The following is a 25012-nucleotide window of genomic DNA, read 5'->3' as shown; positions in this document are numbered from 1 at the left end:
CCTGGCTGTTCGGCTACCGGCGCCTGACCATCCGCTACGAACGCCACGGCCACCTGTTCAACGCCTTTCTCGTCCTCGCCGCCGCCATCACCTGCTACAAGAAGCTCACCAAACAGCCCACATGAGACAAGCTCTAAGTGAGTCACGAAAGGACAAGCGAATCTCCCATCCCATGAGAGACGTCGACACGCGTCATCTCGTTGAGAAGTTCCTGGGGCGTTGTCGCTTCAAGCAGGACTGCCCGGCCGTACCGTGTCACCGCCCAATAGTGACCGGTCCTGAATCCGTACCAGCAGAGCCAGCGTCCGCTGTACCGCTGGAGCCGCCTGGCCGCATCCTGCGGGTCTTCACCAAGGCCGTGCTTCACGGAAACTTCACTTTCTCCCCATCGGGGCCAGGGACGCGAAAAGGACAGAATGAGGACGACAGCCGGCTGCACAAAGCAAACCGCAGCGACAGGGCTACCTCGGCCCTACTTCCGCATCAAGGCTGCGTGAACTCGATCTCGACCCGCCGGTTCTGAGCCCGGCCTTCGGGGTTGTCCTTCCCACCGACCTGGTTGGGGGCGATCGGTTTGCTCTCGCCGTACCCGGTGGCCTTGATATGCCTGCCGCCGCCCAGCACGCGCTCGATCTCGGCCTTGACGGAGTCCGCACGCTTCTGTGAGAGCTCCTGGTTGTAGCTCGGGTCTCCGATGGAATCGGAATGACCCGAAACCTCGATCGTGCCGACGGCGTCTTTCATCTGCGGCGCAAGCTGCGAGATCCGCTTGCGCGCGGCGTCGGTGAGGTCGGCCTTGTCGAAGTCGAACAGGAGGTCAGCGGAGATGCGCACGGTGACGTGCTTGCCGTCGTTCTCCACTGTCTGCAGCGGCCGCACGAAGGGACCGACCTCGATCGCGTACACATACCGATCGGCTTCGATCGTGCGGACGGACTCCTGGATGTTCACGTCGGAGACGCTCGGGTCGGCTCCGGCGACCCCGGGAATGCCGGAGAAGATCACCGCGAAAGCGCCGACGAGCGCCGCGGCGCCCCGCGCGGCCACCGTCTTCACCGCTGGACCGGGACGTTCTTGAAAGCCGGCCAGTGGCCATAATGCACGTCCACGGACTGCACATTGGCCGGCGGCGCGGCGAAGCTGTAGGTCGCCACACCCGCCTGTTCGTTGTAGATGGGCGACATGACGTCGTCGGTCTGAACCTCTTTCTGCTGGTTGTCCTTGACGACGACGTACCGCCTCAGGTTGACGGTGTCGATCAGCTCGGGGGCGAGCGGTATCTCGTCGTTGAGTTCGTAAGGATTGGTCTTCTCAGGCGACCCCTGGGGCAGGTGCGGCGTCAGCCGAACCGTCAGGATCGCCAGCTTCCCGCGCACCTGCAGGCTCATGACGGCGACCTCGACCTTGCCGTTGGGGAACTTCGGGGTGTCGAAAGTGACGGTGGCCACGGGGGCGCCGGTGGCGGCGGCACCGCCACCGCCCGCGATGCCGTCCGGACTGGGAGCTCCCGCGCCCTGGCCCGAGCCCTGCGCTGCGACGTTCTTCCCCGTTGCGTCCGACCCCTTGTCACCGCCATCGGACGATGAACAGCCGCTTACGAGGGCGGCCAGCGCCACGATGAGCACCGTCCCTCGTCGGATGTCGATTCGCATGGCCTGCCTCCGTTTCCAGCGGGTCGGCTCAGATCTGAGCGTTCGCGCCCGTCTCTCCCTTTGAGATGGGTCGCCGTCCCCCCGACGAACACCACCCAAGACCGTCCGAGAGGCCCGCCAACACGCAACCCGTCACCCTGGCACGCCTTCAACGGGAACCATGGGCACTCACGCTTCAACAAGGTGGCGCGAACACGGCGGTCCAGACCGGAGTGATCGGCTCTGGGCGAAGGGCCGCCAGAGGCCAGCCGCCCGCAGGATGGTTCCGGGGCCGGGATGGACTTGCTCAGTTACACGCTGCTCACCGGCCGCACGGCGACCTTCCCACACGTGCTCCCCCATTGCGCCAAATTTTCTCCCTCGGGCGGTTGCCAGTTGCGGCGGCTTACGGACTGTCCAGCACAAGCGCAGAACCGTGCTCGGGAGGTGGCTCGTCTCGTCGATTCGGCTGTGACCGACGAGAGACCCCCTTCTGAGAGGGGGTCATCCATGATGCAAGTGGCGGGCGTGGCCCGATCTCAGGAAATATTCGATCTCGGTCACTCGCTGAGTCCGTCGGCTACGGGGGCAGGGCGCCTGGAACAGCGACAGGCCCGGTCAGCGGGCTTCGGTATGCAATCGTGCCGGTACCGCTTGCGCAAGCAGCCACTAGTCGGTCGAAATGCGCTGGTCACAGCCGCCCCAGCTCCTGCCTTCTGGTTCTCTTCACGCAATAGAGGAGTCGACGCCTCCACCCTCGTTGGCCGAGGCACCGAACGATTCTGGTCGGCGTCCGACCCGGTTGGACAGGACCGGTTGGCTCACGTTGCGCGCATCCATGCCTCCGAGCCGGCCGTCCGACGGCGGGCCGCAGGCGTGTCCCAGAACATACGGCTGCGAGGCCTGCTGCAGCGAATGATGCCACCGGAAAGCTCGTCAATCCGCTGACGAGCCCCTTGAGGCTCAGTTCGCACGGCTGATCAGGACCTCGACGCACCACCTAGGAGGCGTGAATGCTTGACACTGTGATCACTCGGACGGCCGGTCTGCTTCATGCGGCATACCTTGCCGGCCCGACCATCCCGAACCCCGGCGACGGCTCAGAACCGCCATTCGGTAACCAGATCGAAACGCTGCTCAGGTGGGCGATGTGGGGTGCCCTCTTCTGCTGCGTGGCGGGCTTCATCATCATCGGTGCGAGAATGGGAATCCAGCACAAGAAGGGCGAGGGCGGAAGTCACATGGGAAGCATGGCCATCGTTGGTTTCGGCTGTGTTCTCATCGTGACCGCGTACGCCATCGTCCGCAATCTGGCCGGGGCCGCAGGGGGCTGAGCGTACGCACGGTATCGCCGGGGTTAGCCGCGCTCCTGACGCTGGAATTCCCCAAGTCGCATGCCTCACTCGATGGCACGTTCCAAATGAGCACCGCGAATGGATGAACGAAAGTACCGCCCGATCAGGTGATCCAACACCATATTCCAGTGCTGGAGAGGTAAAAGATGAGCGCAGACGACCTATGGGATTGGCTCTGCAATAAACTCATTGTCTGGGCGCTCTCCAACCTCCAGACGCTTCTCACGTGGTGGTTGACCAGTGACGCTTACGAGGTGCCGCTGACCGGAGAGAAGGGCGGCGTACTTTACGACCTTCGCACGCACGTCAATTGGTTGACCGCAGTGATGGTCTTCGCCGGCTTTCTGGTCGCGGCTTTCCAAATCGCAATCCAACGCAATGGCAAGCCCTTCCGGGATATCCTCTCCCAGTTTTTCTCATTGACCATCATCTCGCTCAGCGTGGTCACCATCGCGAACCTGGCACTCATCCTCATGGACAGGTATTGCAACTGGATCATCACGGGCATGGGACCGAAGAACGATGACTGGATCAACTACTGGGACAGCCACTTGTTCGACTCCCTCAAGGACCCCGATGGATCGTCGTCCTTTATTGTTGCCTTCTTTGCTCTGGCTGCGGCACTGGCCTCGGTGATCCAATTCGCGCTGATGTTCTTTCGTTCGGCCATTCTCGTAATCATCGTAGGCCTTCTTCCTCCGGTGGCCGCATCGAGGTTCACCTCATATGGGAACGCCGCGTATCGCAGAATGGTTCATTGGGGGATCTCGTTCTATCTTTTCCAGGGTGTCGCCGCAACGATCTACGGGGTTGCGCTGAAGTTGTTGTCGTCCCCATATGAAGCTGACCACCTTATGGGCCTAGCCCTCGTCGGCGGCGCCGTGTTCGCCTTGCCTGCGACCCTGCGCGCAGTGGCCCCTGGAGTTCCGGAAGACATGTCCTCCTTCGGCATACGTCAGGTCGGCCATTTCGCTGCGGGGGGCACCGCAATGAATCTCAGCAAGGGACAGGGAATTTGGACTAGGTGGACGGGCATCGGCAAAGAAAAAAAATGACTCAGATGACAAGCCATATCCCTTCCGAGATAGCAACTATATCGCCCGATTTGGACTGCTACCATAACGCGCGTTCGTTCTCGCCGACGCATTCTTAGAGCGAAAGTTCGCGTCGAGACCTCCCATCGGAGTGGGGAGGAGCGCCGGAACACCTAATCTGATCACGTTTTGCAACTTCCATTCCACATTGTTGGGAGATTGCTCAAGATGACCCCGGACGATGTATGGGAATGGTTCTGCAATAAACTGCTTACGTGGGCACTGTCCAGCCTACTTACACTCCTCACTTGGTGGCTCACCAGTGACGCGTACGAAGTGCCGCTGACGGGTGATAAGGGCGGCGTGCTCTACGACCTTCGTGCGCATATCAACTGGCTGACCGCGGTGATGGTCTTTGCCGGATTCCTTTTCGCGGCCTGCAAGACTGCGATGCAACGCAATGGTCAGCCTTTCCGCGAAATATTCTCGCAATTCCTCTCTTTGGTCGTAATCTCGTGCAGTGTGGTTGCCATCGCAAATCTGGCATTCATCCTCATGGACAGATATTCCAACTGGGTCATCACGGACCTGGCGCCGAAACAGAAGGATTGGAGCAAGTACTGGAATACTAGGTCATATGATTCCCTCAAGGGCCATGAGGCCGGAACGAGCTTTCTCGTGGCCGCCTTCGCCTTGGCTGCGCTCGTGTCCTCAGTGATCCAATTCATTCTGATGATGTTTCGGGCCGGCGTCCTGCTGATCATAGTCGGGGTTCTTCCGCCGGTCGCGGCATCAAGGTTCACCTCGCATGGGAATGCCGCATATAAGAGTCTCGTCCGCTTAGGGATTTCGCTCTGGTTGTTCGAGGGAGCTGCCGCGACGATCTACGCCGCAGCACTGGATCTGATGGCATCCCCATACGAAGCCGATCGCCTTGGAGGCCTGGCCCTAGTCGGTGGTGCGGTGTTCGCCCTGCCTGCAACCCTGCGCGCGGTGGTCCCCGAAGTCGAGGAAGACAACGCATCCTTCGGCATACGTCAGGTCGGCCATTTCGCCGCCAGCGGTACATCTGTGACTCTCAGTCAGGGAGCCGGAATTTGGACCAGATGGACGGGCATCGGTACCGGACCGAACGGTGGTGGTGGCAGCGCCTTTGCAAGGTCGTCGTGGTGGCGCCTCGGTCCGAGCGCTGATAGTTTCAGCATCTTTGAGTGGGTGTCGTGGCGGATCCGCGATCCGAACAACTTCCGCCGTGGCAGCGGCGCCGGACCCCAGGGCGCAACCGGCCCGGGTCCTACTGGGACCGGCACCGGCACCGGCATCCAGCCCACCACCGGCCCAGGCCCCAGTAACTCAGGCATCCAGCCCACCACCGGCCCAGGCCCCAGTAACTCAGGCATCCAGCCCACCACCGGCCCAGGCCCCAGTAACTCAGGCATCCAGCCCACCACCGGCCCAGGCCCCAGTGGCTCAGGCATCCAGCCCATCGCCGGGCGAAGCGCCGCGGGGGACACACATGACCCCTTCGATTCCGCTGAAGACTTCGTCCCCATTATTGAGCCCTATCGGGTTCCCGATCCGGACTTTCGCATTCTTGAAGAGGGGGCGCACATAGTGTGGGACAGCATCGAGTGGGATAACGGGCCGAGCGGCAGTGACGGGAACGGCAGCCCAAGTGGAAGCGACGGGCTAAGTGGCAGCGGCGGCCCGACCGGAAGCCGCTAAATTCAAGGAATGAGGTGAACTGGAATGGTGTTCAATCACCCTGAAGCGTTTGCGGTGTCTGACCGGAATCAGAACCTCCGGAGACGCATTCGTGTCCGGCCTGCCGCATTCCTTACGCTGAGCGCCTTGTGGGCAGTGGTCGGCCTCCTTCTTGCTTCCGCCCCTTTGACGGTTGGCTACGGCTCAGCCGGACCAGGCCCTTTTGCCCGATCCGCCACGGTCAAGTCGCTCCTCATAAACCAGATCCAAATCAGAAATTTTATCTTCCCGGCCATTAAGGTGACGGAGCGCAGGGTAACGGCCAGGCAGAGAAAGCAATCGTGCGACCACACCGGCCCCTGGGAAAAAGTAGAGGATGAAATGTGGACTGTTAACAATGGTAACACGGGAGGATGCTTTGAGTTCGACGCCAAACGCGGGCGCGTAAGAGTGTGTGACGAGCACCAGGACAACCATGTCGTGCGCGGCACAGTCAGCATTGTCGACTTGAATCACCCTCGCGGCATCGTCGTGGCCAGCGCGCGCAGAGGCGGAAGTGGTCATTGCGACGAGACTAGCATTCCAGGATACAACCGAACTAACGTGTACAAGTTCAAAGTTTGTCTGGCCCGGAGCTACGACCATCCGGACGGATATTGCAACATGAGCGATAATAGAATGTGGCCAACTGCGGAGAGGAGTGGAGATTATTGTCAGGGTGTATGGGAAAGGGATGGCGCCGAAGCCGCCGTCGATTGCGTGGGAGGACTGGAGGAATTCTGCGACTCTTTTGTCGACAATCCACTCAACAAGGACAGAACAAGATTGTGTGGAGATCGACCAGAAGCCATAACGCCACCCAAGCCGAGAAATCAAAAGCCGGATATTAATGCCCGACCTGATCTCAGTTTGCCGCGAGGTCATGCGAAGGATGTCGGGTGGGTCACTGAACCCTTGCGGCCGGCGCTTCGCTGGTTGGTCTGGACAGTGTCGGGGGGGTGTGTGTTCGGCATCATAATCTTCGGCGGCAAATTGGGGCTGAAACACCATCGGGGTGAAGTCGACTCACATGCCGGAGAATTTGGCTGGCTAATGGTCGCATGCGTCATGACTTGTTCGGGATTCGCCATCGCCTTCGTTGTCATTATTGTCGACCCGTTTTGAGGTTGCTGAGGCAACGCCTGGAAGCCCTCCGGAGGCTTGTCTCCACGTACGACCGCCCGCATGGCAGTGCCGGCGAATGACAAAGACTGGCAGCCCAGGTGGCTGCCAGTAGGTCAAGGAATGAGGTGAACTGGGATGGCTTCTGATCCTGAACCCACGTACGGGAACTGGCGTAAGCCTGTCTCTCCGGGGGTTGGGCGACTGGGACTGGCCGGGACCTTGATGCTCATGGCCGGGCTGGTCGTCATCACCATGATCGCCATGGTGTCGCCGAAGGCCAGCGCGCTCGGCATCGTGGTGCTGGCGGTGGTCATGCTTCCGCTGGTCATTCAGGACGCGCAAGGGCGGACGGCCCTCCAGTCGCTCACTGCCCGGTTCAACTGGTGGTGGGGGCGTTCTCAGGGCTGGCATCTCTACCGTTCGGGGCCACTGAGCGTCACCTCGCGCGGCTCGTGCCGCCTTCCCGGGCTGTTGGCTCAGTCTCGGCTGGTCGAAGGCCGTGACTCCTACGGGCGCCCCTTCGCCCTGGTAGTGATCCCCTCGACTAGGCACTACACGGTGGTATTCGACTGCAACGCCGAAGGGGCTGCACTCGTGGATCAGAGCCAGGTGAACGCATGGGTGGCCCACTGGGGGCAGTGGCTGGCCTCGCTGAGCTACGAGCCGGGCTTGGTCGCCGCGAGCGTGACCATCGAGACGGCTCCCGACACCGGCAGCCGCCTCAAGGAGGAGGTCTACGCCAATCTTGATCCGAACGCTCCGGACTTGGCCCGGGCCGCTCTCGAGGAGATCGTCTGGAACTATCCGGTGGGTAGTGCACGGGTCTCCACCCGCATTGCGGTCACCTATGCCGCCCTGCCGCACCCGGGAGGCAAACGCCGTGACCAGGAGAGCATGGTGCGGGAGATCGGCATGCGGATCCCGGGGTTGATCTCCGGTCTGGAGATGACCGGTGCCGGCGCCGCTCGCCCGATGACCGCGGACCAACTCACCCGCGCCGTGCGGATCGCCTACGACCCGACCGCGCAGTCGAGCATGGAGACCAGTAAGGACCAGGAATTGCGTTGGGAGGACGCAGGGCCGGTCGCAGCGCAGGAATCATGGGATCACTACATTCACGACAGTGGCCATTCCATCACCTGGGGGATGTCCGAGGCTCCTCGCGGTGAGGTGTTGTCCAATGTCATGACCGGATTGGTGGCGCCCCATCACGATATCGACCGCAAGCGTGTGACCTTCCTCTTCCGGCCGCACGACCCGGCCTCCGCAGCTCGGATCGTGGAGCGGGACCGCAGGGACTCGCGCTTCCGTCTCGATGGTAATGCCAGCGCCGCTCGGAACGAGATCGACGTCATGAAGAGTGACCAGTCGGCCATCGAAGAGGCCAGGGGTGCGGGTGTCACCCGGTTCACCATTCTCGTCACCGCGACCGTGCATTCGGCCGATCAGCTTCCGGTCGCGGCGGCCGCGATCGACACGCTCGCGGCCCCCGCTCGGCTGCGTCTGCGGCGGATGTACGGGGCGCAGGCCTCTTCGTTCGCGGCGGCCCTGCCGGTGGGCATTGTACTTCCCGACCATATTCAAATTCCTGCGCTGGTAAGGGAATCTCTGTGAGCAGTCCGCTGGAATCACTTTTTGGCGACGCCGCCGAAGAGCAACCCGCTGAACAGGCCGGTGACACGAAGAGTAAAGGCAAGAAGAAAAAGGCCGGCAAGTCCGAACCCAAACCCGGGTTCAGAGGATTCAGTCGCCGCGGCGGGGGCCGGGTTTCGCACGTGGAGATGCCTTCGGAGTGGCGTGGTACTACCGTCCAGGTGTGCGGGCTCTGGCCGTTCGGAGCCGGTTCCGGGACACCGATGGTGGGTGTCCCACTGGGACGTGAACTGACCACCGGTGCCACGCTCTGCTGCGATCCGATCTCGTGGTTCCAGCGCGCGAACTTGATTCATAATCCGTCCGCCCTGCTGCTGGGCAAGCCGGGCCTGGGCAAGTCGACCCTCATTCGCCGGATGGTGGTGGGGTTGGTGGGGCAGGGGGTCTTCCCGATGGTGCTCGGCGACCTCAAACCCGACTACGTCGATCTGATCCGGGCGATGGGCGGGCAGATCATCAAGCTCGGCCGCGGGCTCGGATCGCTGAACGTGCTCGACCCTGGCGCGACGGCCGCCGCGGCAGCCAGGCTACCGGAGGAGGCGCGGACCAAGTTGATCGCCGACGCGCACGGCCGCCGGCTCAACATCGTGGCGGCGCTGCTCACGATCCTGCGCGGGGGCCCGATAGCCGACACCGAGCGCACCGTTCTCAATGCGGCCCTGCGAGTGCTGGACGAACGTCATCGCGGTGTGCCGGTCCTGCCCGATCTCATCAGAGTGATCGATGAGGGGCCGGAGCGGCTCCGCGCGGTGACCCTGGCCCGCGGGGACGAGGCACGGTACCGCGCGGCCGTTGACCCGCTGCACGCCTCGTTGCTCGGGGCTTTGGACGGTCCGATGGGTGAGACGTTCGCGCGCCAGACCACTACCGCGATCGAGTTGGACAATCCGGGCGGTGTCTGCATCGATATCAGTGGCATCGACGACGCCGACGCCGAACTTCAGGCCGCCGTCCTGTTGGCGTGCTGGTCGGACGGTTTCGGCGCGATCGAGGCCGCGCACGCGCTGGCCGACGAGGGTTTGGCGCCGCAGCGGCACTTCTTCGTCGTCCTCGACGAGTTGTGGCGGGTCCTGCGGTCCGGGCGCGGCCTGGTCGACCGAGTCGACGCCCTCACCCGTCTCAACCGGCAGCGCGGGACCGGCCAAGTGATGATCACGCACACCATGGCCGACCTGATGTCGTTGAGCGACCACGCCGACCAACTCAAGGCCAAGGGTTTCGCCGAACGCGCCGGCATGGTGATATGCGGCGGCCTGCCCCAGGCGGAGATGTCCATGGTGAACCAAGTGGTGCGCCTGTCATCCCGCGAACAGAGCATGATCGTCGACTGGTCGACACCGCCTTCCTGGAACCCCGATCTCAAGGAGGACAGCGAACCTCCGGGACGCGGCAGGTTTCTCGTCAAGGTGGGCGGCCGCCCTGGCATCCCGTTCAAAGTGGAGCTCACCTCCGTCGAACGAGACGTCAACGACACAAACAAGCGTTGGATCAACTCGACCACAAGATCTCACGCCAAAGGCACCTGACCGGCGAGATGCGCTAGGCCGGGCCCCAGGCGTTCGCCACAGCGGTCAGCTGGCGATGGCGGCGGGGCGCGCCGACCGCACTGTCTGATACGGGGGACTGTTCGTCCTCCTGTGGGCCGGACATACGGAGCGTTAAGGAAACTTGTGATGGCTACTGCGCCGCACCTTGTTGTGGCGGGGCACCCGGGCGTCGCGCGGAAGCTCCGGGACACCGGGAGGTTTCGGGTCGTGTTCGACGTCGCATCGGCCTCGGAGCTCCGGGAACTGTCGAAGAGCGGCAAGGTGGGCTCCCCGGCCGCCTTCATGTTTGCGCCTGGTTTCGAGGAGGACCTCCCCGGCGCGAAGGTCAACGCGCTCGCGAACGGGTTGGCGCGCAGCGGGTTCACCGTGCTGGTCCATTCGTCCTTCGCCGAGCGCGGCGACGTCTTCGATACGAAGGTGATCACCGCGGGGAAGCAACTGAACATGGCGGATCTGCTGGCGAGTCTCGGCGTCGCGGAGCCCGCGGCGCCGCCCGAACCGCCCCCGCCACCGGAGGCCTGGGCAGCACCCGGCCCGCCTTCCAGATCACTACCCGCATCGCCATCCGGACCGCCGCCCGGTCCGGCTCCTCGACCGCCCTCGGGTGGGACGCCGGCTGCTCCGATCCTCAGCTCTCAGCCACGGGTGCAGGGCTTCGTCAATGGTGAGCCGGCTCCCGGTCCTGCTCTGGTCGGCCCGAGCCTTCAGCCGAACCCTCCAGGTACCGGACCCGTGAACGCCTGGGCGGCCGCCGCGGCCAAGCCCCCTCCGGCCGTCCCGCTCGGGGGTGGACGAGGCAGGGTGATCGCGATCGCCTCGGCGAAGGGCGGGGTCGGCAAGACCAGCACGACCGTGAACCTCGCGGTCCATACGGCAAGGCTTCTGCATGCGGCGGGGCGGGCAGGTTCGGCCATCGTGGTCGACACCAACTTCCAGCAGGCCGACGTGGCGCGGTACCTCAGCCTGAGATCGCCGACGATTCTCGATCTGCTGCAGGCTCCGGACGCCCTTGCGCCGCAATCGGTCCGCCGGCACCTCGCTTACCTCGCCGACATCGGGCTGTACGCGCTCCTCGGCCCGCCGGACGCCGTCAGCGCCGACCCGGCCACGATCAACTCGGCGTTGTACCGACGGATCCTCGCCGTGCTGCGGCAGGCTTTCGACTACGTGTTCATCGACACGCCGGTCGCCGAGTTGCACCACGCGACCTTCACCGATCTGATCCTTCCGGAGGCGGACTCGATCCTGGTGCCCGTCGAGCCCAACAGGGTGACGCTGGAGGCCGCTCGCGCGTGGCTGGCCGCGGTCACCAGCGCGCACAGCCCGCAGGGCACCGTCCCCGCGGAGCGGATCTCGCTGATCCTCAACCGGGCACGTGCCGATGTGGAGTGCGGTCCCGCGGAGGTCATGGAAATGCTGCGCGGATGGCGCTTCACCGGTGTGATCCGCGAGGACAAGGGATGGACACACGCCGTCAACACCCATCGGCTGACAGGGCACCGGGTACGCCCTGAACTCGCCGAGACTCTCCAAGGAATCATGCGGGTCGTCAGCGACGACCCTGTCTTCGGGCCACCGCCGACCATGCCGCCGACGAGCATGTCGGCGGCGAACCGCTGGAAGAAGCTTCTTGCCCTGAAGCCACGGTAACCGAAGGCCCACCGGCCGGAAAGGACTTGATTGATGGCGATGGACCAAGAGCCCACCGCCGGACTGGATTTCTGGGAGACGCTCGGGGTCGGCGAGGAGTCCGGAGAACAGGCGCTGCCGGATCCGCAGGACAAGCGCGTTGCGGTCGCCAAGACCCAGCAGCTCCAAGACAAGCCACCGGGTGTCGTTGCTTTCGAAAAAGGGGAGATGGCGCCGTTGCCTGAGGATGAGTCGGCTCAAGCCGAGCCGATGCTCTCCCCGGACCCGTCCCAGGCTTTCGACGATCGTGAGGCGGTTACGGACGTGCAGCCCGAACGGGCCGCGTTGCTCTCAAGTGAGAACACAGCCGCGGCGGTCGAGGATCAGGAATCGTCCCAGCCGCCCGTTCGTCCTGCCCATGCGAGGGGCCCGGTCGTGGAGGGCCCTGGGTATCCCAATCCTTCGCCTCCTCCACCCAAACCCGACCTGAGCTGGGAGAGTGCCGCGCGGATGGCCGAGTCGATCAGGCCACGCCTCGGCCAGATGTGGCTCGACCTTCTCGTCCAGGAGGCCGGTGGCGATGAGGTCATGGGCCGCCGGGTGTACCACATCCTCGACGGCCAGCACCTGATCGGTGAATTGTGGCAGGACGAGGGCGTCGCCGAAATCCACGTCCGCGGCACCCGAGTCACGGTCTGCGACAAGCACGGCATCCGCGAGGTTCCCGGTTTCACCGAAACCGCCGTGGCCCGCAGGGCCGTTGATGCCGTGGAGGCGGCGAAGGACCGGATGGGGGCCGTGGTCACTCACGTCGGCGAGTCCGTCATCGTGAGCCGACGTGACGGCACGGGCTTGAGAGCGACCGACCTCGTCACGTCCGGTGTCGTCACCAATGACCACCTCGCCCAGGTCGAGAAGGCCCTGGCGCACATGGAGGCGGTGACAGTCGTGGGTCCGGCCGCCCGTATGGTGGTCCACGCCTTCGCTTCGCTCATCCCCCAGGGATGTCGTGTTTTCGAAGGGCCGTACGGGGTTCTGCCCGCTGGATGCGTGGCCGCGGCCAGCCCATTGGACGCCGATTACGTGATCGGTGTGCGCCCCGGGGCGCCGGCGGAGCCGATGGCGGCGGCCGGACAGATCGGCGCGCTCATCGCCAATCCTGAGACCGAGTTCCGCGCGGCCGTCCGGCTCGTCGTCTCGGGACGCTTCGCGTCCGTTCAGACGGTCACCCAGGTGGACGATCCTGCCGTTGCTGCGTCTGCGGACGGCTGAGCCGGGGCCGGAGGAAGTCCCCGACCCCGGCTCGGCGCTCCGGATCAGCCCACCACCGGGTCAGTCCACCGCCGGGGCGCGGTCGGCGACGGAGACCTTCAGCTGCGCTGAGTTGGTCAGTACGGTGCCGACCGGTGCTCCTCCCTGAGCGGCGTTCGTGACGACGACACGCTGGCCCAGGTACTGGTAGGTGTCCTCATCGAAAATGTACTCGTCGCGGATTCCGCTGTCGGGAGTGGTCAGCGCCACGGCGACGCCGGTCCGGCCCGCCGCGTCCACGGCGTGGCCGACGGTGGTCACGCCATGGATCGCGCCCGCGGCCCGGAACAACGCCGCCCGCTGCGCGGCGGGCATGTAGGCATCGCTGAGCATGTTTCCGACGTTCTGCCAGGCCACTACGTCGGCCTGTGGGCCTGTACCCAGGCCCGTGTACAGGTGCTGGTACATTTTCGCCGGGTCGGCCGGCAGGCGGCTCAGATAGGCGTAGTCGTTGCGGAGGTGCTCGGCGCGATTGTCGACGCCTCCGATCCTTTCCGGTGCGCTCCACCCGACCTTCCTGCGAGCTTCGGGCGGGATCGGCCAACCGGGGTACGGCTTCGGCGCCAGGACCTCCACTTGGGCGACGCCGCGCGTGGAGTGGCCTTCGACGGGCAGCCAGGTCTTGCTCTTCGTCCGCTCCAGATACCGCTCCTCGTGACCGCCCGTGCTGCCTTCGACGGGGTTCATGCTCCGCGACTCGAACACCAGGAACTGCCCGGGCTTGGGGTGGAGTTCCTGGGTCCTGGCCGCATTGTCTGCGGCTCGCTCGAGAACCTGCACCGACGCCACCGGCATCGTATGGACGATCGGGGAGGGCTCTGGGTCCCCGCCTGTGGTGACCACGACGGCCCCGGCCGCCACCGCGGCGGCGGCCAGACCGGCCCCGGCCAGGCCGATCCGGAGCCGGTGCCTCCGGGGCGCGCGCCTCGGAGCACGTGCGGTGGGACGTTCGGGACGCCGGGCCGTGTCCTGCAACACGCTCAGCAGCCGACGCTCCTCGGCGCGCACGTCGGCCATGCCGAGTTCCGGCACATCCGAGCGGAACCGCTCGAGCTCGGTCATCTCATTCATGGACGGGCTCCTCACAGACGAAGTTCACAGAAGGGGTCGCACCGAGTTGCTTTCGCAACTTGGTGCGGGCCCGGTTGATGCGGGACCGCACCGTGCCCACGCGCACGTTCAAGGCCTGTGCGGCTTCGGTGTAGCTGAGGTCACCCCAGGCCACGAGCAGCAGCGCGTCGCGGTGCCCGGCGGGAAGTCGGGCCAGCGCACCGGCCAGCGCCCGACGTGACGCCGCCGCGCTGAGCCGCTCGTCACTTCGCTCGGTGAACGAGGCCATGACCGGGTCGGTGCCCATCCGCTCCAGGACGCGCAGCTGCTGCACCTCCGTGCGCACATGCCGTCCCATCAGGTTGGTGGCGATCCCGTACAACCACGGCCGCGCGTTGGCGCGCGTCAGGTCGTACCGGTCCCGCTGACGGAATGCCGCCAGGAACGTCTCGGCCACGACGTCCTCAGCGGCATCGGCGCCCAGCCGGCGCATCACGTACCGCTTGATGTCCGGGGCGTACCGGCGGAAGACCTCGGCGAAGGCCTCGGGTTCCCGCCGCGACCGCTCGATGACGGACGCGTCATCGGCGTCCACCTCCCTCGACTCACTCATGCTCGGCCTCTCGGCGTCGGAACAGAACACCCCTTGTTGCCACCCCGCCCCCATCCAGTTCCCGCCGGGATGCCCAAGGCGGCTCGCTATCACTTGCCAGCTATAGGCGGAATGCACCGCAGCCATGCGACCCGCAGCCATCTGGCGGCGCCGCGCTTGACGATCATGACAACGTACGGACGGTCAGTCCTGTAACACGGAGCTGCTGCTCGGGAGGTCAATCGACAACCATCCGGCGCTACCGGCTTTTGGATTCCAGTCGATACCACAGAGCCGGTTCGCAGGGCCAGCCGCTACAGGTGGCCCTGCGAACCGTTCTGAACGAGCACTGCGGCGTCGTCAGCGTGGCGACCGAGTACTTGATAGTTCGGTAGAGGGGGCGTCAGAGGTGCAAATGTCGTTGCCCGGCACCGGGCTGCAGCGGCCATCCACTCTGAAGGCTGTGTCGGCCACGTCGGCTCCTAATGCGAACTCCGCCCGACCGCAGGACGCCCCGGGTGGGGAGCTCGGCGCCCAGGTGGTTGTGCCGGCACACCTGGCGCCGCCACCGACGAGCTCTCTGGGACTGGCAGGCTACGGCGGCCAAGGCCCCAACGTCTGGCTGTCTTCATGCCACGGGGGAGCCGGCACGTCCACGTTGGCCGCCCTCATCCCGCGAAGCATGAGTGCCGGACGGTACTGGCCGACCCCTTCGTCCCCTGGTCAGGCCAGCGTGCTCCTCGTCGCACGCAGCCATGCGTCCGGGCTCTGCGCGGCCCAGGCCGCCGCCCGCCAATGGGCTGCAGGCGTCCTCCCGAACGTCCGGCTTCTAGGGCTGGTAGTGATCGCCGACGCACCTGGAAAGCGTCCGAAGCCACTGAACGATCTCGTGCAGCTGATCTCCGGAGGCGTGCCACGGCTATGGCAGCTTCCGTGGGTGGAGGCCTTGCGGCTGGGCGCTCCCCTGGATCAGGTGAGGCTACCGTCCGCCTATTCACGATTGGTCAAGGACCTTGAGCGCATAATCTTCAGCGATCAGCATCATTAAAATTGCGCTCAGCTGGGGCGAGACAGAGTCGTCCTAACTCGAATGCAGCAAGCCCTGGAGAGGCCACTCGGACGAGCGTTTTACCTGGAAGAGTCGATTGAGATGCCAGCAAGAAAACCGGTGATCACCGGCAGAAGGCTGACCATCGTCAGCATAAGGATAATAATCCTTGCGGCAGGGGGCAATACCATTGGACTGCTCGTCCTCCTTTTTATGTTCATAGTCGTCCTGCTGGTCCTGCCGATCGGCAACCCTGGAATGCAGCAGGCCTGCGCATCACTTGACCATTCAGGGGGGACCAGGGTCGTGCCGACAACCGCGAAAATATCGAAAAACTACTCGGACTTCAAGGCTTACAAACCACTTTATGGGAGTGCCTGGAGGCATGGGATCCCATGGAAAAGTCTCGCTGGAGCCAGGCAAGTGGAAAGCGGACGCGGTACTTCTCCCCTGCCTGGCGCACACTCAGGTGTGAATACTTATGGCATCGCAAGTGGAGCTACCAAATTCTATGGTCCCACTTGGCGCGCGTATGGCGTTGACAAGCCAGAGCAGTTGCAGCTGGCCCCCAAGAAGAGTGGCACCCATGGGGTGACTTCGACAGCATATTCAATATCTCTCGTGGCGCCATCCGCAGGCCCCATACCCGAGAACTATTTTAAGCTCTACCGCAGCGCCGCAGCGGAATGGAATATACCATGGTACATCCTGGCCGGTATTGGCTGGATTGAAACTCAGCACGGCACACTCAAGGGGAGTGATGGGAAGCTCGCTCCGGGCGTTCGCTGGGGCACCGAGAACTTCGCCGGCGCAGGAGGGCCGATGCAGTTCTTGGCGCCGACGTGGAAAGGAGTAGGTCCAGTGGACGGAAACCATGACGGCCAGGTCAGTCGATGGGACCCCGCTGATGCGATCTTCACTGCAGCAAAGCTTCTCAAAGTACATATTCTCGGCAAGGACGCAGACCCGAAAATCCTGAAGAGCAGAATCTTGACAACAGGAGAATTGCGTTCCTCAATATTTTCCTACAACCATTCACAGATCTATGTGAATGATGTCATCACGGCGGCAAATCAATACGCCAAGAAATATGCTCTTGGGTCACCCAATTATGCCGATAAAGGCTGCACATCCACTGGGCTTTCCGGAATCGGAGGAGGTTCTCTCGGTGGAAAGATGGCCGCTTTTGCTGCGAAATACACGATGAGGAACAAGGATGCGCCACCTGTGCAAGACCGAGTCGACTCCGTCCCCATTCCATATGTTTGGGGCGGAGAATCACTTAGTGAAGGAGGTTTTGATTGCTCCGGCCTAGTGGTGTTTACCGTCAAAACGGTGACGGGCAATAAAATCAAGATCCCTCGAACAAGTCAATCCATGTGGAATAGCAACATCGGAACTAAAATCACAAACCTCGACCGACTGCTCCCGGGTGATTTGGTATTTTTCCACATGAATGGCGAGAAGGGGAAGTCCGGCCCGGCACATGTCGGCATCTATTACGGGCCATACAATGGCAAGCGATGGGTCGTCGAAGCTCCACACTCGGGCGCTTTCGTTCGCTTCAATACCTTGGATGAGATGTCAAAAATGGGCTATGTGGGAGCGATTCGCATTGCGCAGTCTCCCTCTGTGCATGCATTGGCTCCGCTAGGAGCAGAATCGTCGGCGGCGGTGTGAGATGACCCGCGTCTTGGCGAAGCGAATCTGCTTGGCATTCAGCGTTATATCTGCTTCCGCCTTGGCAACCGGCTGTGGTGGCGGGAAGGGTCATAAATCGGCTGGGCAGGCCTCTGCGCGGCCATCTCATCCGGTTGTGAAGAGCCTTATTCCGACGGTCAGCGTCTCACCGTCACCATCACGAAGTCCTCGAATACCCGGCGGGTTGCCGGATCCGCGCCGGGTCGATCTCAAGGACGCGACGGCGGTGTCAAGGGCGGCGTTGATCCTCATGTACACGGTCGACAGCTCCACCGACGCCGGATTGCGGGATGCGCGACTACGCGCGGCACGGTACTTGACCCCTGCCCTCTGGGCGAGAATCAAGGCGGAACCTGTGCAGTACGTCCCAGATGAATGGCGGCGGCACCGAGTTTACCTCTCGGTACGGCTTAGGCCGCTCGTCCGGGAGGCCGGGGCGCCGTCCGACGGACCGACTGCCGCTTATCGCCAATGGGAGATGACCACACTCCCTACGGGGAGAGATCACTGGAAGGGCAGGGTTGCCAAGAAGGTGGCCTACGTAACTCTTGCCAGGTCTGCCCAGAGCGGTCCCTGGCAGGTCTCAACTATTACCGTCCAGGACGCCATGTAGCTTCCCCGAAAACCAAAAAATGGCTCGCATTTCGAGGTAGGGATTCTTGTGAGTAGTAGCGACGACGACGAGGTTTATGCGGTCTTCATCGGCGCGGCTCTTCTTGTCAGTGTGCTCGGCTTGGCGGGCGGATTCCTTACCTGGCTGGCGGGGCAGGTGTCCGGGGTGATCGCGGGTGGCGGGTGGCCGGACTCGAACCCCTCGGACTTCGCGGAAATCGCGTTTCGATTCTTGCGGAATCCCAGTAATCCGCGGGCGGCGTGGCCGACCGGGGCGGCGGGTGCGGTGGGGCCCGCCTCAGTATTCTTCGTTTTGTTGTTCGTGTTCCTCGTAGCCCTTGCGGGAGGGCTCTACTTCGGCATTCGGCTGGTTCTGAATGTGCGGCGGCGGCGGCCGGTTCGGCGGCTGCGGCTTGGGTTCGCGTCCGGGTGGGAGGTCCGCAAACTACTCAGCGCCCGAACCGTGCTTAGCAAGGCGTATCAAGTCCGGCCGTCCTTCCAGAGCCGGCCTTTGCGGGAAGTGAAGCCCGAGGAAGTCGGTTTCTATATCGGGCGGGACATCAGGTCCCGGCGGAAGCTGTACACGTCCCTTGAAGACATGATGATCGTGGTCGCGGCACCGCGGCAGGGGAAGGACGTGCACTTCGTCACGCCTTTCACAATCGACGCCCCTGGTCCCTGCATCGTCACCTCCAGTCGGCGGGAGACGTTCGTCAACACCGCCATGGTGCGGGCGCAGTACGGCGAGGTGCACGTCTTCGATCCGTTCAACTGGACGGCGTGGCCGCATCGGATGCGCTGGAACTTTTTGGACGGATGCGAGGACACCAACGTCGCCGCGGTCAGGTCCGGCACGCTCGTCGCCACCAGCGGCCTCGATATGGCGAGAGAGGGGGCCCAGGGGCTCGGCGGTGTGATCACGGTCATCCGCTGCCTGTTGCACGCGGGCGCGATCGGCGGCCTCACCATTCGCGAGGTGGTGCGCTGGGTTTACGAGGCGAACACGGACGAGGCGATGGACATCCTGCGTCAGGGCGAACGCGACGGCAGGGTCGCCCCAGGATATTCGGCGCAACTGGAGTTCAACCGGCGGGACGAGCGCCTCTGGTCCGGGGTGATGCAGGTGATGAGTTGCTTCTCGATCGGCGACATCCTCGACGACCTCTCTCCGTCCCCCGGTGAGGAGTTCAATTACAAGGAGTTCCTCAAGGGCCGCAACACCCTGTACTTCGTCAGCAAGCAGCAGATCGACCACGGAGGGATCGCCCCGATCGTCACCACGATCGTCGAACAGTTCTTCAGGTCGGCACGCGGTGCGGCGATGAAGAACCCGACCAGCCGCCTCGACCCGCCGCTCACCTTCGAGTTGAACCAGGTGACCGACATCTGCCCCATCGGGGGCCTCCCCACGTACATGGGAGAGTCCGGCGGTTACGGCATCACCATCCACGCCTATCTGACGTCGCTTGCGGACGCGCGGGCCAAGTGGGGGACGGAGGGCGCCGCACGTCTGTGGGACAATGCCACCTTCCGGGTCATCTCAGGCGGCACCGGTACCGCAAAGGACCTGGCGGAGCTCTCCGATCTCGTCGGCAAGCAGCACGGGGAGCCCGCGCTGCGCCCCGAGGAGATCCGGACCATGCCCTTCGGCCGCGCGGCCCTCGTCGCGGGCACGGCCCGTCCCGTCGAGATGTGGCTCACGCCGTGGTGGAAGCGGAAGGACCGGGACCAGATCGCGGCGGGCAAGCAGGCCGTCGAGGAACTGATCCGGATGCAGGCCGCCGGCCAAACGCCGAGTTCCCCCGCCCCGGCCACGCCGAACGTTGACACCGTTCCCACGGTCACCCCGAACGCCGAGACCGCTCCCCTGCTGACCACCACAGACGACGAGGATCCCTGGCCCTCCTTGTGACACGAGCGATGTCGTTGTTCAGGCCGCTACCGCGGCGTTCTGCGCTGCTCCGGCTGAACCGGCAGCAGCATCCGAACGGCAGTTCCTTCGGCAAAGCAGCCGAGGACTCAGGCCTGCCGCGGCCTGGATACCGACACCGTCAGCTCTGACGGCCGGAGGATGCGGCGGCCCGCGCCTGGAACCAACGCCGCTCGGCGCTACGCTCCTTTACCGGTTGGGCGTCTGGCCGCCGGCACCACCCGGCGGCTGCCTCCATGGCTCGTCGGCGAGGTCACCTCAGGACCGCTGGCCGACCGCCGCACCGCCCCGGCCCGAAGCCCCGCAGCCGCCGACCTCTGCCCGCACACCGGCCGCAGCCTCTGGCTTATTCAGCCGTGTCCGTTAGATTTCGTGATCGCTCCCGTGGTTTTGTTCGGGGGAACTGACCGCACTTGTTCGTGAGTTTTGACCGCGCTTGGGTGCCGTAATCGACCCCGTCTAACAGGGCTTCTTCGTGCCACCCCGCCGGACACTCACATCGCGATCACGCCGTGATAGGTGTCCGTCCATACGGGTGAAATGAGTCACCGAACCGGCCGTGAAGGTAAAGCATCATAACCTGCATGACCTGGATCAGAATCCTGCAGCCATTGCAGTGGTCACGGCGATGGCGGTGGCTCGTGGCGCTGTCCCTAGCTCCCGTCCTGGTGGCGGCGGTGGCGGTGGCGGTGGCGTACGGGACGGCCGGCGGCTGGTACGGCGTGAATGTGATGCTGCGCCGCGGCGCCAGCACCTGGGTCGACGTATCCCCGGACGATTCTCGGTTGTCCCCAGGGATCCGGCTGTCGCTGGCCGGGCAGCGCACGCCCGACCCGGCCGAACCGGTGCGTTGGCGCCAGGTGGCGGCGGGGTTGGAAGTCGCCGAGTTGCCCGTCCGGGTGGGCGGGCAACCCGTGGACGCCTTGTTGCTCAGCCGGATCGACCCGGCCCGCTACCGGTTCCGGGTTCTCAACCGCCCGGCCGGCGACCGGGACGTCGGCGACTGGATGGCGGCTACCGGGGCGTCGCTGGTCGTCAACGGCAGCTACTATGGCCACGACGGGACGCCGGACACCCCCGTGATCAGCGACGGCCGCCGACTCGGCCCTGCGTCGTACCAGGCCACGCACGGGGCGTTCCTGGCCGACGGGCCCGGTGGCTCGGGCAGCGCCCGCTTGGTGGACCTTGCCGGCCTCGACTGGCGGCAGGTCACCGACGGCGCGAGCCAGGCGATGGTGTCCTATCCGATGCTGCTGGGAGCCGACGGGCGCGGCCGGACCGCCGGCGAAGACGAGCGGTGGCTGGCCAACCGCAGCTTCCTCGGTCAGGACCGCGCTGGGCGGATCATCGTCGGCACCACCCGTGACGCCTATTTCTCCCTGCCCTCGCTCGCCGCGTTCCTCCCCCGCACCGAGCTCGACCTGCGCCTCGCCCTGAACCTTGACGGCGGGCCGGTCGCCTGCCAGAAGGTATCGGCCAGCGGATACCAACGGGACTTCTGCGGGCGCTACGAGATGGCCGTGCACGGCGACCACCTTCAGTTGCTGCGGCCACTGTTCGACTACCGGGGCTGGGCCCTGCCGATGGCCCTGGTGGCCGTCCCGCGTTGAACCACCCCTCAAGGGCGAAGGCGGCGTGAACTGCAGGAGCTCGGCGAGTTCGATGGCGTCGGCGGTGTCGAGGCTGATGGCGGGCATGGCCGCTGGTCAAGCTTGCTGGCTCGCGCGGGTTTGGGCGAGGCGGTAGGAGTCGGTGCTGGTCTCGATGATGTTGCCGCCGAAGGTGAGCGGGGCGACGATGGCGGCGCAGAGGCGGGGGTCAGTGAAGGTCTTGTCCAGCCGCCGAAGCTTTCGTTGGAGACGATGGCGGCGCTGGCTCTTTCCTCGCGTTCGGTGAGGACCTGGAAGAGCAGGTCGGCACCGCGTTTGTCGAGCTCCATGTGTCAGGTCGGGGACGAGACGCCGTGCACCCTTTCAGGTGTCGGTCTCCTCGTCCCCGCCTGCCGAGCGGGCGTGCCCGTCCGGCTCTCAGAGGTGCTCCCGGCCTGACCCCGACCCGAGGCTTGACCTGCCTCTCGTTTCAACCGGTCACTGCGATGACCGGCGGCGGATCGCTCCTTCCGCTGGGTTTTCTCAGCGCCTCGTGGCGCACAGCCTAGTCGTCGAGGCGGAGCAGGTCGACGCGGCCGTAGCGGGCGATTGTCTTGGAGAGTTGCTTGTCGTCGGGGGCCTCGACGAGTTCGTTGACGAGCTTAGCCGCCAAGGTGGCAGCGGATGCGGTAGCGGGCGTACCGGGCGGCAAACCGGTCCGCGAACGGGCTGGCAATGACCATCGCAAGGGCGGCAGCAAGGTCTGTACCTCAGCTCGCAGGATCGAGCTGCCCTGGACGTCGACGAAGAACTGGGAGCCCGTAGGTGAGCGCCCCCCACTCCCAGTACGTACAGGACCGTTCCCGGGACGTCGATCAGCGGCGCGCTAGGGCTGCGAGGACTCGCCCAGCGCGCGCAGGCCGGCGACCAGCAGGACCGTGCCGATGGGCGCCGAACGCATGGTCTCGTCGGGAGCGCCAGCCGGGATGACCGCCTCGACCGCCAGCTGAGGGCTATCGCGCCAACGCCAACGTGCACCCACCACCGAACCCGCATCACGGTAGCCTGACCTGCCGCGCCAGGGCATACGCCTCCAGGGAGACCGCTGCCCCCTGACGCCGCCGATGATCGTCACCAGTTTGTGTGACCTCTCGATGCCGGATGCGCCTCAGTGCTTGCGGTCGAGGTGGTTACCCGGACGGTCGGGGCCGTGACCAACTGTGCGACGACGGACGAATCTCTGCGAACAGGTGATGCCTCTGTGGGTGCGGGGGCCGTCCACAGCACCACCGGTTCAACCGGCGTCGCGCAACGAACGGCAGGTGAACGACCGGCTGCGGATGCGGGAGACCACGAGAAGAAGGAAGATGGCTGCAGGCTCCGCACACGTGCCCGTCACGTTTCATCCCACAGAGGGCTCCATGAGACGCTCCCAGCCGGCGACCCAGGTCAGGACCTGGTTCACACGCCCCCCTTCGACGACGACTTCGATCGTGGCCTTCGCGGCCCCACTGGGTTTCTGCCTGGCCGAGGGCACCGTCGTGGTACTGGTCGGAGCCGGGATGGTGCTGCTGGGTAAGGCACTGGTCCTCCGCAGAGCGCCGCGACAGTCCGTCCTCGATGCCATCGATACGATGCTCGCGCTCTTGATCGCCGACATCATGGTGAGTTCCGCGGGTCTCCCCTCCGTGGATCCGACCACCGCACAGATCGGCGTTCTCGCCGTCGCCGCCATGGCGATCGACGCCATCATCAGCCGCTCAGTGCGGGCGGCATTGATCGGCGAGGGGCTCGCCAGAGCCGGCTTCGCCGTCGCGTTCGCCATTCTGGTGCTTGAGGCACTGCAAAGCGGGCAGCTGATATGGGGACTGCTGGCTCTGATCCCCGGAAGCGCGCACTACCTGGACACCCGTGTCCTGCTGACCCGCGAGAGCGCGCTCAGCACCGCGCAGCAACTGCTCAGGCTTCCCAACCTGATCGCCGTGCAGCGGACCACCGTCGCGGATCTGGTCCCCTTCGTGGACGACCTTCGGCGCATCCTGGGCTCGGACGTGCTGTGGATGCACACGACTCTTCCGTCCGGGACCGTGCTGGTCGAGGCATCCGCCCACGGCACCGTCCAATGCAGGCCGGACGACGACCTCGGGTTCACGCGGCCCTCCCGGCCGGAACGGCCCCAGATCCTCAAGCGTGAAACCCTGCCGCCCGGCTGGCGCGCTGCCGTCTACGTTCCGCTCTCTGCTCCTGACGGACGGGACGCCGGATACCTACTGCTGGGCTGGACCCGGCGGACCGGACCGTATCTGGCACGCTGGATGGTCGCCGGCGTCCTGGGCGGGGCGATGACAAGCACTGGCCGCGCCTTGGGCGCCTTCTGGGCCAACGTCTGGGCCGCCCACGATCTCGAGAGCGAGCGTTCCAGGCTCAGTGCGGCCATCGATCACTCCGACGTCGCCATCCTCGCCCTTGAGCCGTCCGGCCGTGTGGTGGTCTGGAACGCTGCGATGGCCGGGCTGACCGGCACGCCCACCGCCGACGCCCTGCAGCGGAGGCCCGAGGAGCTGTTCACGCTGACCGACGAGGACGGCTCGATGCTGGACCTCGTGAACGGAGTGAACGGCAGCGCCCGGCTGACCATGCCGACCGGCCGTTCGCTCTGGGTCGAGATCTCCTCATCGACCCCGGACGATGTGCGCGCGTCCGGACTCCGCACCGCAGTGTTCGTGGACAAGTCCGCGATCCGTCAACTGGAGTACATGCGGCATCTTCTCCTGGCATCGGTCCACCACGAGCTGCACGGTCCGCTCACCAGCATCAGCGGTCATGCCCAACTGCTGGGCACCGTCGTCAGCGACGAGGCCGAGGCGGCCTCGCTGACGGCCATCACCGACGCCGTCGAGATCATGCACCACGTCATCGCGGATCTCGTCCTGATACTCGGCGAGGACCCCTCCGCCCGACCGGCCGCGGCGAGGGAGCCCGTCGACCTGCCGTCCCTGCTGCGGAGGACGCTGCAGATCCTTCCGTCGGTGGCGGCCCGCACGACCACCGTCACGCCGGCGAAAATGATCGTGCATGGCGATCCCGTCCGGCTTCGCCAGTGCCTGCTCTTGGTGCTCGGCAACGCGGAGAAGTACGCTCCCGACGGCAAGATCACCGTGACCCTGCACAGGGAAGGCGACCACGGCGTGATCTCCATCGCGGACGAAGGACCCGGGATCCCCGAGGACGAACGCCGGTTGGTCCTCAAGCCCTACTATCGATCGGCCGCCACCCAGGACCTGCCCGGGTCGGGTATGGGCCTGCACATCGCCGAGGTGATGATGGCAGTCATGGGTGGAGAGATCCAGCTGGTCGACGCGCCGTCGGGCGGCCTCCAGGTGGACCTGCGGCTTCCGCTCGCGACCGGGGACGGATGCCGCGGAGGAGACCATCCGGAGGACTGCCGAACCTGATCGTGAT

17 protein-coding genes are annotated in these 25012 nt (G+C 64.8%); 13 read left to right on the top strand and 4 right to left on the bottom strand.

Annotated features, from left to right (window positions below):
• Positions 1–483: 483 nt before the first annotated feature.
• Both F8568_RS50835 and F8568_RS43350 read right to left on the bottom strand, forming a co-directional pair.
• The gene (locus F8568_RS50835; RefSeq protein ID WP_151599986.1) at positions 484–1056 is read right to left on the bottom strand and encodes an OmpA family protein; all 573 of its coding nucleotides are present in this window, start codon (positions 1054–1056) and stop codon (positions 484–486) included.
• Positions 1053–1652 (bottom strand): hypothetical protein, encoded by a 600-nt coding sequence (locus F8568_RS43350; protein WP_151599985.1) that lies wholly within the window; start codon positions 1650–1652, stop codon positions 1053–1055. Before F8568_RS43350 ends, F8568_RS50835 begins: the two co-directional genes overlap by 4 nt.
• Before the next feature lie 992 nt (positions 1653–2644).
• Between F8568_RS43350 and F8568_RS43345 the strand changes: the two genes are divergently transcribed.
• The 8 genes from F8568_RS43345 to F8568_RS43310 all read left to right on the top strand — a co-directional run bounded on the left by F8568_RS43345 (position 2645) and on the right by F8568_RS43310 (position 12989).
• A complete protein-coding gene (locus tag F8568_RS43345; protein WP_151599984.1) occupies positions 2645–2965 on the top strand; it encodes a hypothetical protein in 321 nt (106 codons plus the stop codon).
• A 167-nt stretch (positions 2966–3132) separates the two neighbouring features.
• A complete protein-coding gene (locus F8568_RS43340; protein WP_151599983.1) occupies positions 3133–4041 on the top strand; it encodes a hypothetical protein in 909 nt (302 codons plus the stop codon).
• A gap of 207 nt (positions 4042–4248) precedes the next feature.
• Positions 4249–5745 (top strand): hypothetical protein, encoded by a 1497-nt coding sequence (locus tag F8568_RS47380; RefSeq protein WP_202126047.1) that lies wholly within the window; start codon positions 4249–4251, stop codon positions 5743–5745.
• Positions 5746–5871: 126 nt separating this feature from the next.
• On the top strand, positions 5872–6888 hold the full coding sequence (locus F8568_RS43330; RefSeq protein WP_151599982.1) for a hypothetical protein: 1017 nt from the start codon (positions 5872–5874) through the stop codon (positions 6886–6888).
• A 135-nt stretch (positions 6889–7023) separates the two neighbouring features.
• Positions 7024–8502, top strand: a complete 1479-nt coding sequence (locus tag F8568_RS43325) for an SCO6880 family protein (protein ID WP_151599981.1) — start codon at positions 7024–7026, stop codon at positions 8500–8502.
• Positions 8499–10067, top strand: a complete 1569-nt coding sequence (locus F8568_RS43320; protein WP_328601302.1) for an ATP/GTP-binding protein — start codon at positions 8499–8501, stop codon at positions 10065–10067. The genes F8568_RS43325 and F8568_RS43320 overlap by 4 nt, the downstream gene beginning before the upstream one ends.
• Positions 10068–10295: 228 nt before the next feature.
• Positions 10296–11738 (top strand): AAA family ATPase, encoded by a 1443-nt coding sequence (locus tag F8568_RS43315; RefSeq protein ID WP_151599979.1) that lies wholly within the window; start codon positions 10296–10298, stop codon positions 11736–11738.
• Between the two features lie 33 nt (positions 11739–11771).
• Complete coding sequence (locus F8568_RS43310; protein ID WP_151599978.1) at positions 11772–12989, top strand: hypothetical protein; 1218 nt, start codon at positions 11772–11774, stop codon at positions 12987–12989.
• A 60-nt stretch (positions 12990–13049) separates the two neighbouring features.
• Here the strand turns inward: F8568_RS43310 and F8568_RS43305 are convergent, their stop codons facing one another.
• Positions 13050–14099 (bottom strand): CU044_5270 family protein, encoded by a 1050-nt coding sequence (locus tag F8568_RS43305; RefSeq protein ID WP_236010060.1) that lies wholly within the window; start codon positions 14097–14099, stop codon positions 13050–13052.
• Positions 14092–14691, bottom strand: a complete 600-nt coding sequence (locus F8568_RS43300) for an RNA polymerase sigma factor (protein WP_151599977.1) — start codon at positions 14689–14691, stop codon at positions 14092–14094. The genes F8568_RS43305 and F8568_RS43300 overlap by 8 nt, the downstream gene beginning before the upstream one ends.
• A 394-nt stretch (positions 14692–15085) precedes the next feature.
• Between F8568_RS43300 and F8568_RS51365 the strand changes: the two genes are divergently transcribed.
• The 5 genes from F8568_RS51365 to F8568_RS50830 all read left to right on the top strand — a co-directional run bounded on the left by F8568_RS51365 (position 15086) and on the right by F8568_RS50830 (position 25005).
• Positions 15086–15718 (top strand): DUF6668 family protein, encoded by a 633-nt coding sequence (locus tag F8568_RS51365; protein ID WP_360753999.1) that lies wholly within the window; start codon positions 15086–15088, stop codon positions 15716–15718.
• A 42-nt stretch (positions 15719–15760) separates the two neighbouring features.
• On the top strand, positions 15761–17398 hold the full coding sequence (locus tag F8568_RS43295) for an NlpC/P60 family protein (protein WP_151599976.1): 1638 nt from the start codon (positions 15761–15763) through the stop codon (positions 17396–17398).
• Between the two features lie 682 nt (positions 17399–18080).
• Positions 18081–19943 carry a type IV secretory system conjugative DNA transfer family protein gene (locus F8568_RS43290; protein WP_151599975.1) on the top strand — a complete coding sequence of 621 codons (1863 nt, stop codon included), beginning with the start codon at positions 18081–18083 and terminating at the stop codon, positions 19941–19943.
• A gap of 602 nt (positions 19944–20545) precedes the next feature.
• A complete protein-coding gene (locus F8568_RS43285; protein ID WP_151599973.1) occupies positions 20546–21571 on the top strand; it encodes a phosphodiester glycosidase family protein in 1026 nt (341 codons plus the stop codon).
• 1472 nt (positions 21572–23043) lie between these two features.
• Positions 23044–25005 (top strand): sensor histidine kinase, encoded by a 1962-nt coding sequence (locus F8568_RS50830; protein WP_160573982.1) that lies wholly within the window; start codon positions 23044–23046, stop codon positions 25003–25005.
• Positions 25006–25012 lie beyond the last annotated feature (7 nt).

It is taken from the genome of Actinomadura physcomitrii (assembly GCF_008923205.2).
GTDB lineage: Bacteria > Actinomycetota > Actinomycetes > Streptosporangiales > Streptosporangiaceae > Spirillospora > Spirillospora physcomitrii.
This window is presented reverse-complemented; position numbering and strand designations above follow the sequence as displayed.

Coding starts and splice junctions, on each gene's coding strand:
- F8568_RS43350 (WP_151599985.1), bottom strand. CDS start 1,652: ATGCGAATCGACATCCGACGAGGGACGGTGCTCATCGTGGCGCTGGCC.
- F8568_RS43345 (WP_151599984.1), top strand. CDS start 2,645: ATGCTTGACACTGTGATCACTCGGACGGCCGGTCTGCTTCATGCGGCA.
- F8568_RS43340 (WP_151599983.1), top strand. CDS start 3,133: ATGAGCGCAGACGACCTATGGGATTGGCTCTGCAATAAACTCATTGTC.
- F8568_RS47380 (WP_202126047.1), top strand. CDS start 4,249: ATGACCCCGGACGATGTATGGGAATGGTTCTGCAATAAACTGCTTACG.
- F8568_RS43325 (WP_151599981.1), top strand. CDS start 7,024: ATGGCTTCTGATCCTGAACCCACGTACGGGAACTGGCGTAAGCCTGTC.
- F8568_RS43310 (WP_151599978.1), top strand. CDS start 11,772: ATGGCGATGGACCAAGAGCCCACCGCCGGACTGGATTTCTGGGAGACG.
- F8568_RS43305 (WP_236010060.1), bottom strand. CDS start 14,099: ATGAATGAGATGACCGAGCTCGAGCGGTTCCGCTCGGATGTGCCGGAA.
- F8568_RS43300 (WP_151599977.1), bottom strand. CDS start 14,691: ATGAGTGAGTCGAGGGAGGTGGACGCCGATGACGCGTCCGTCATCGAG.
- F8568_RS51365 (WP_360753999.1), top strand. CDS start 15,086: ATGTCGTTGCCCGGCACCGGGCTGCAGCGGCCATCCACTCTGAAGGCT.
- F8568_RS43295 (WP_151599976.1), top strand. CDS start 15,761: ATGCAGCAAGCCCTGGAGAGGCCACTCGGACGAGCGTTTTACCTGGAA.
- F8568_RS43285 (WP_151599973.1), top strand. CDS start 20,546: ATGACCTGGATCAGAATCCTGCAGCCATTGCAGTGGTCACGGCGATGG.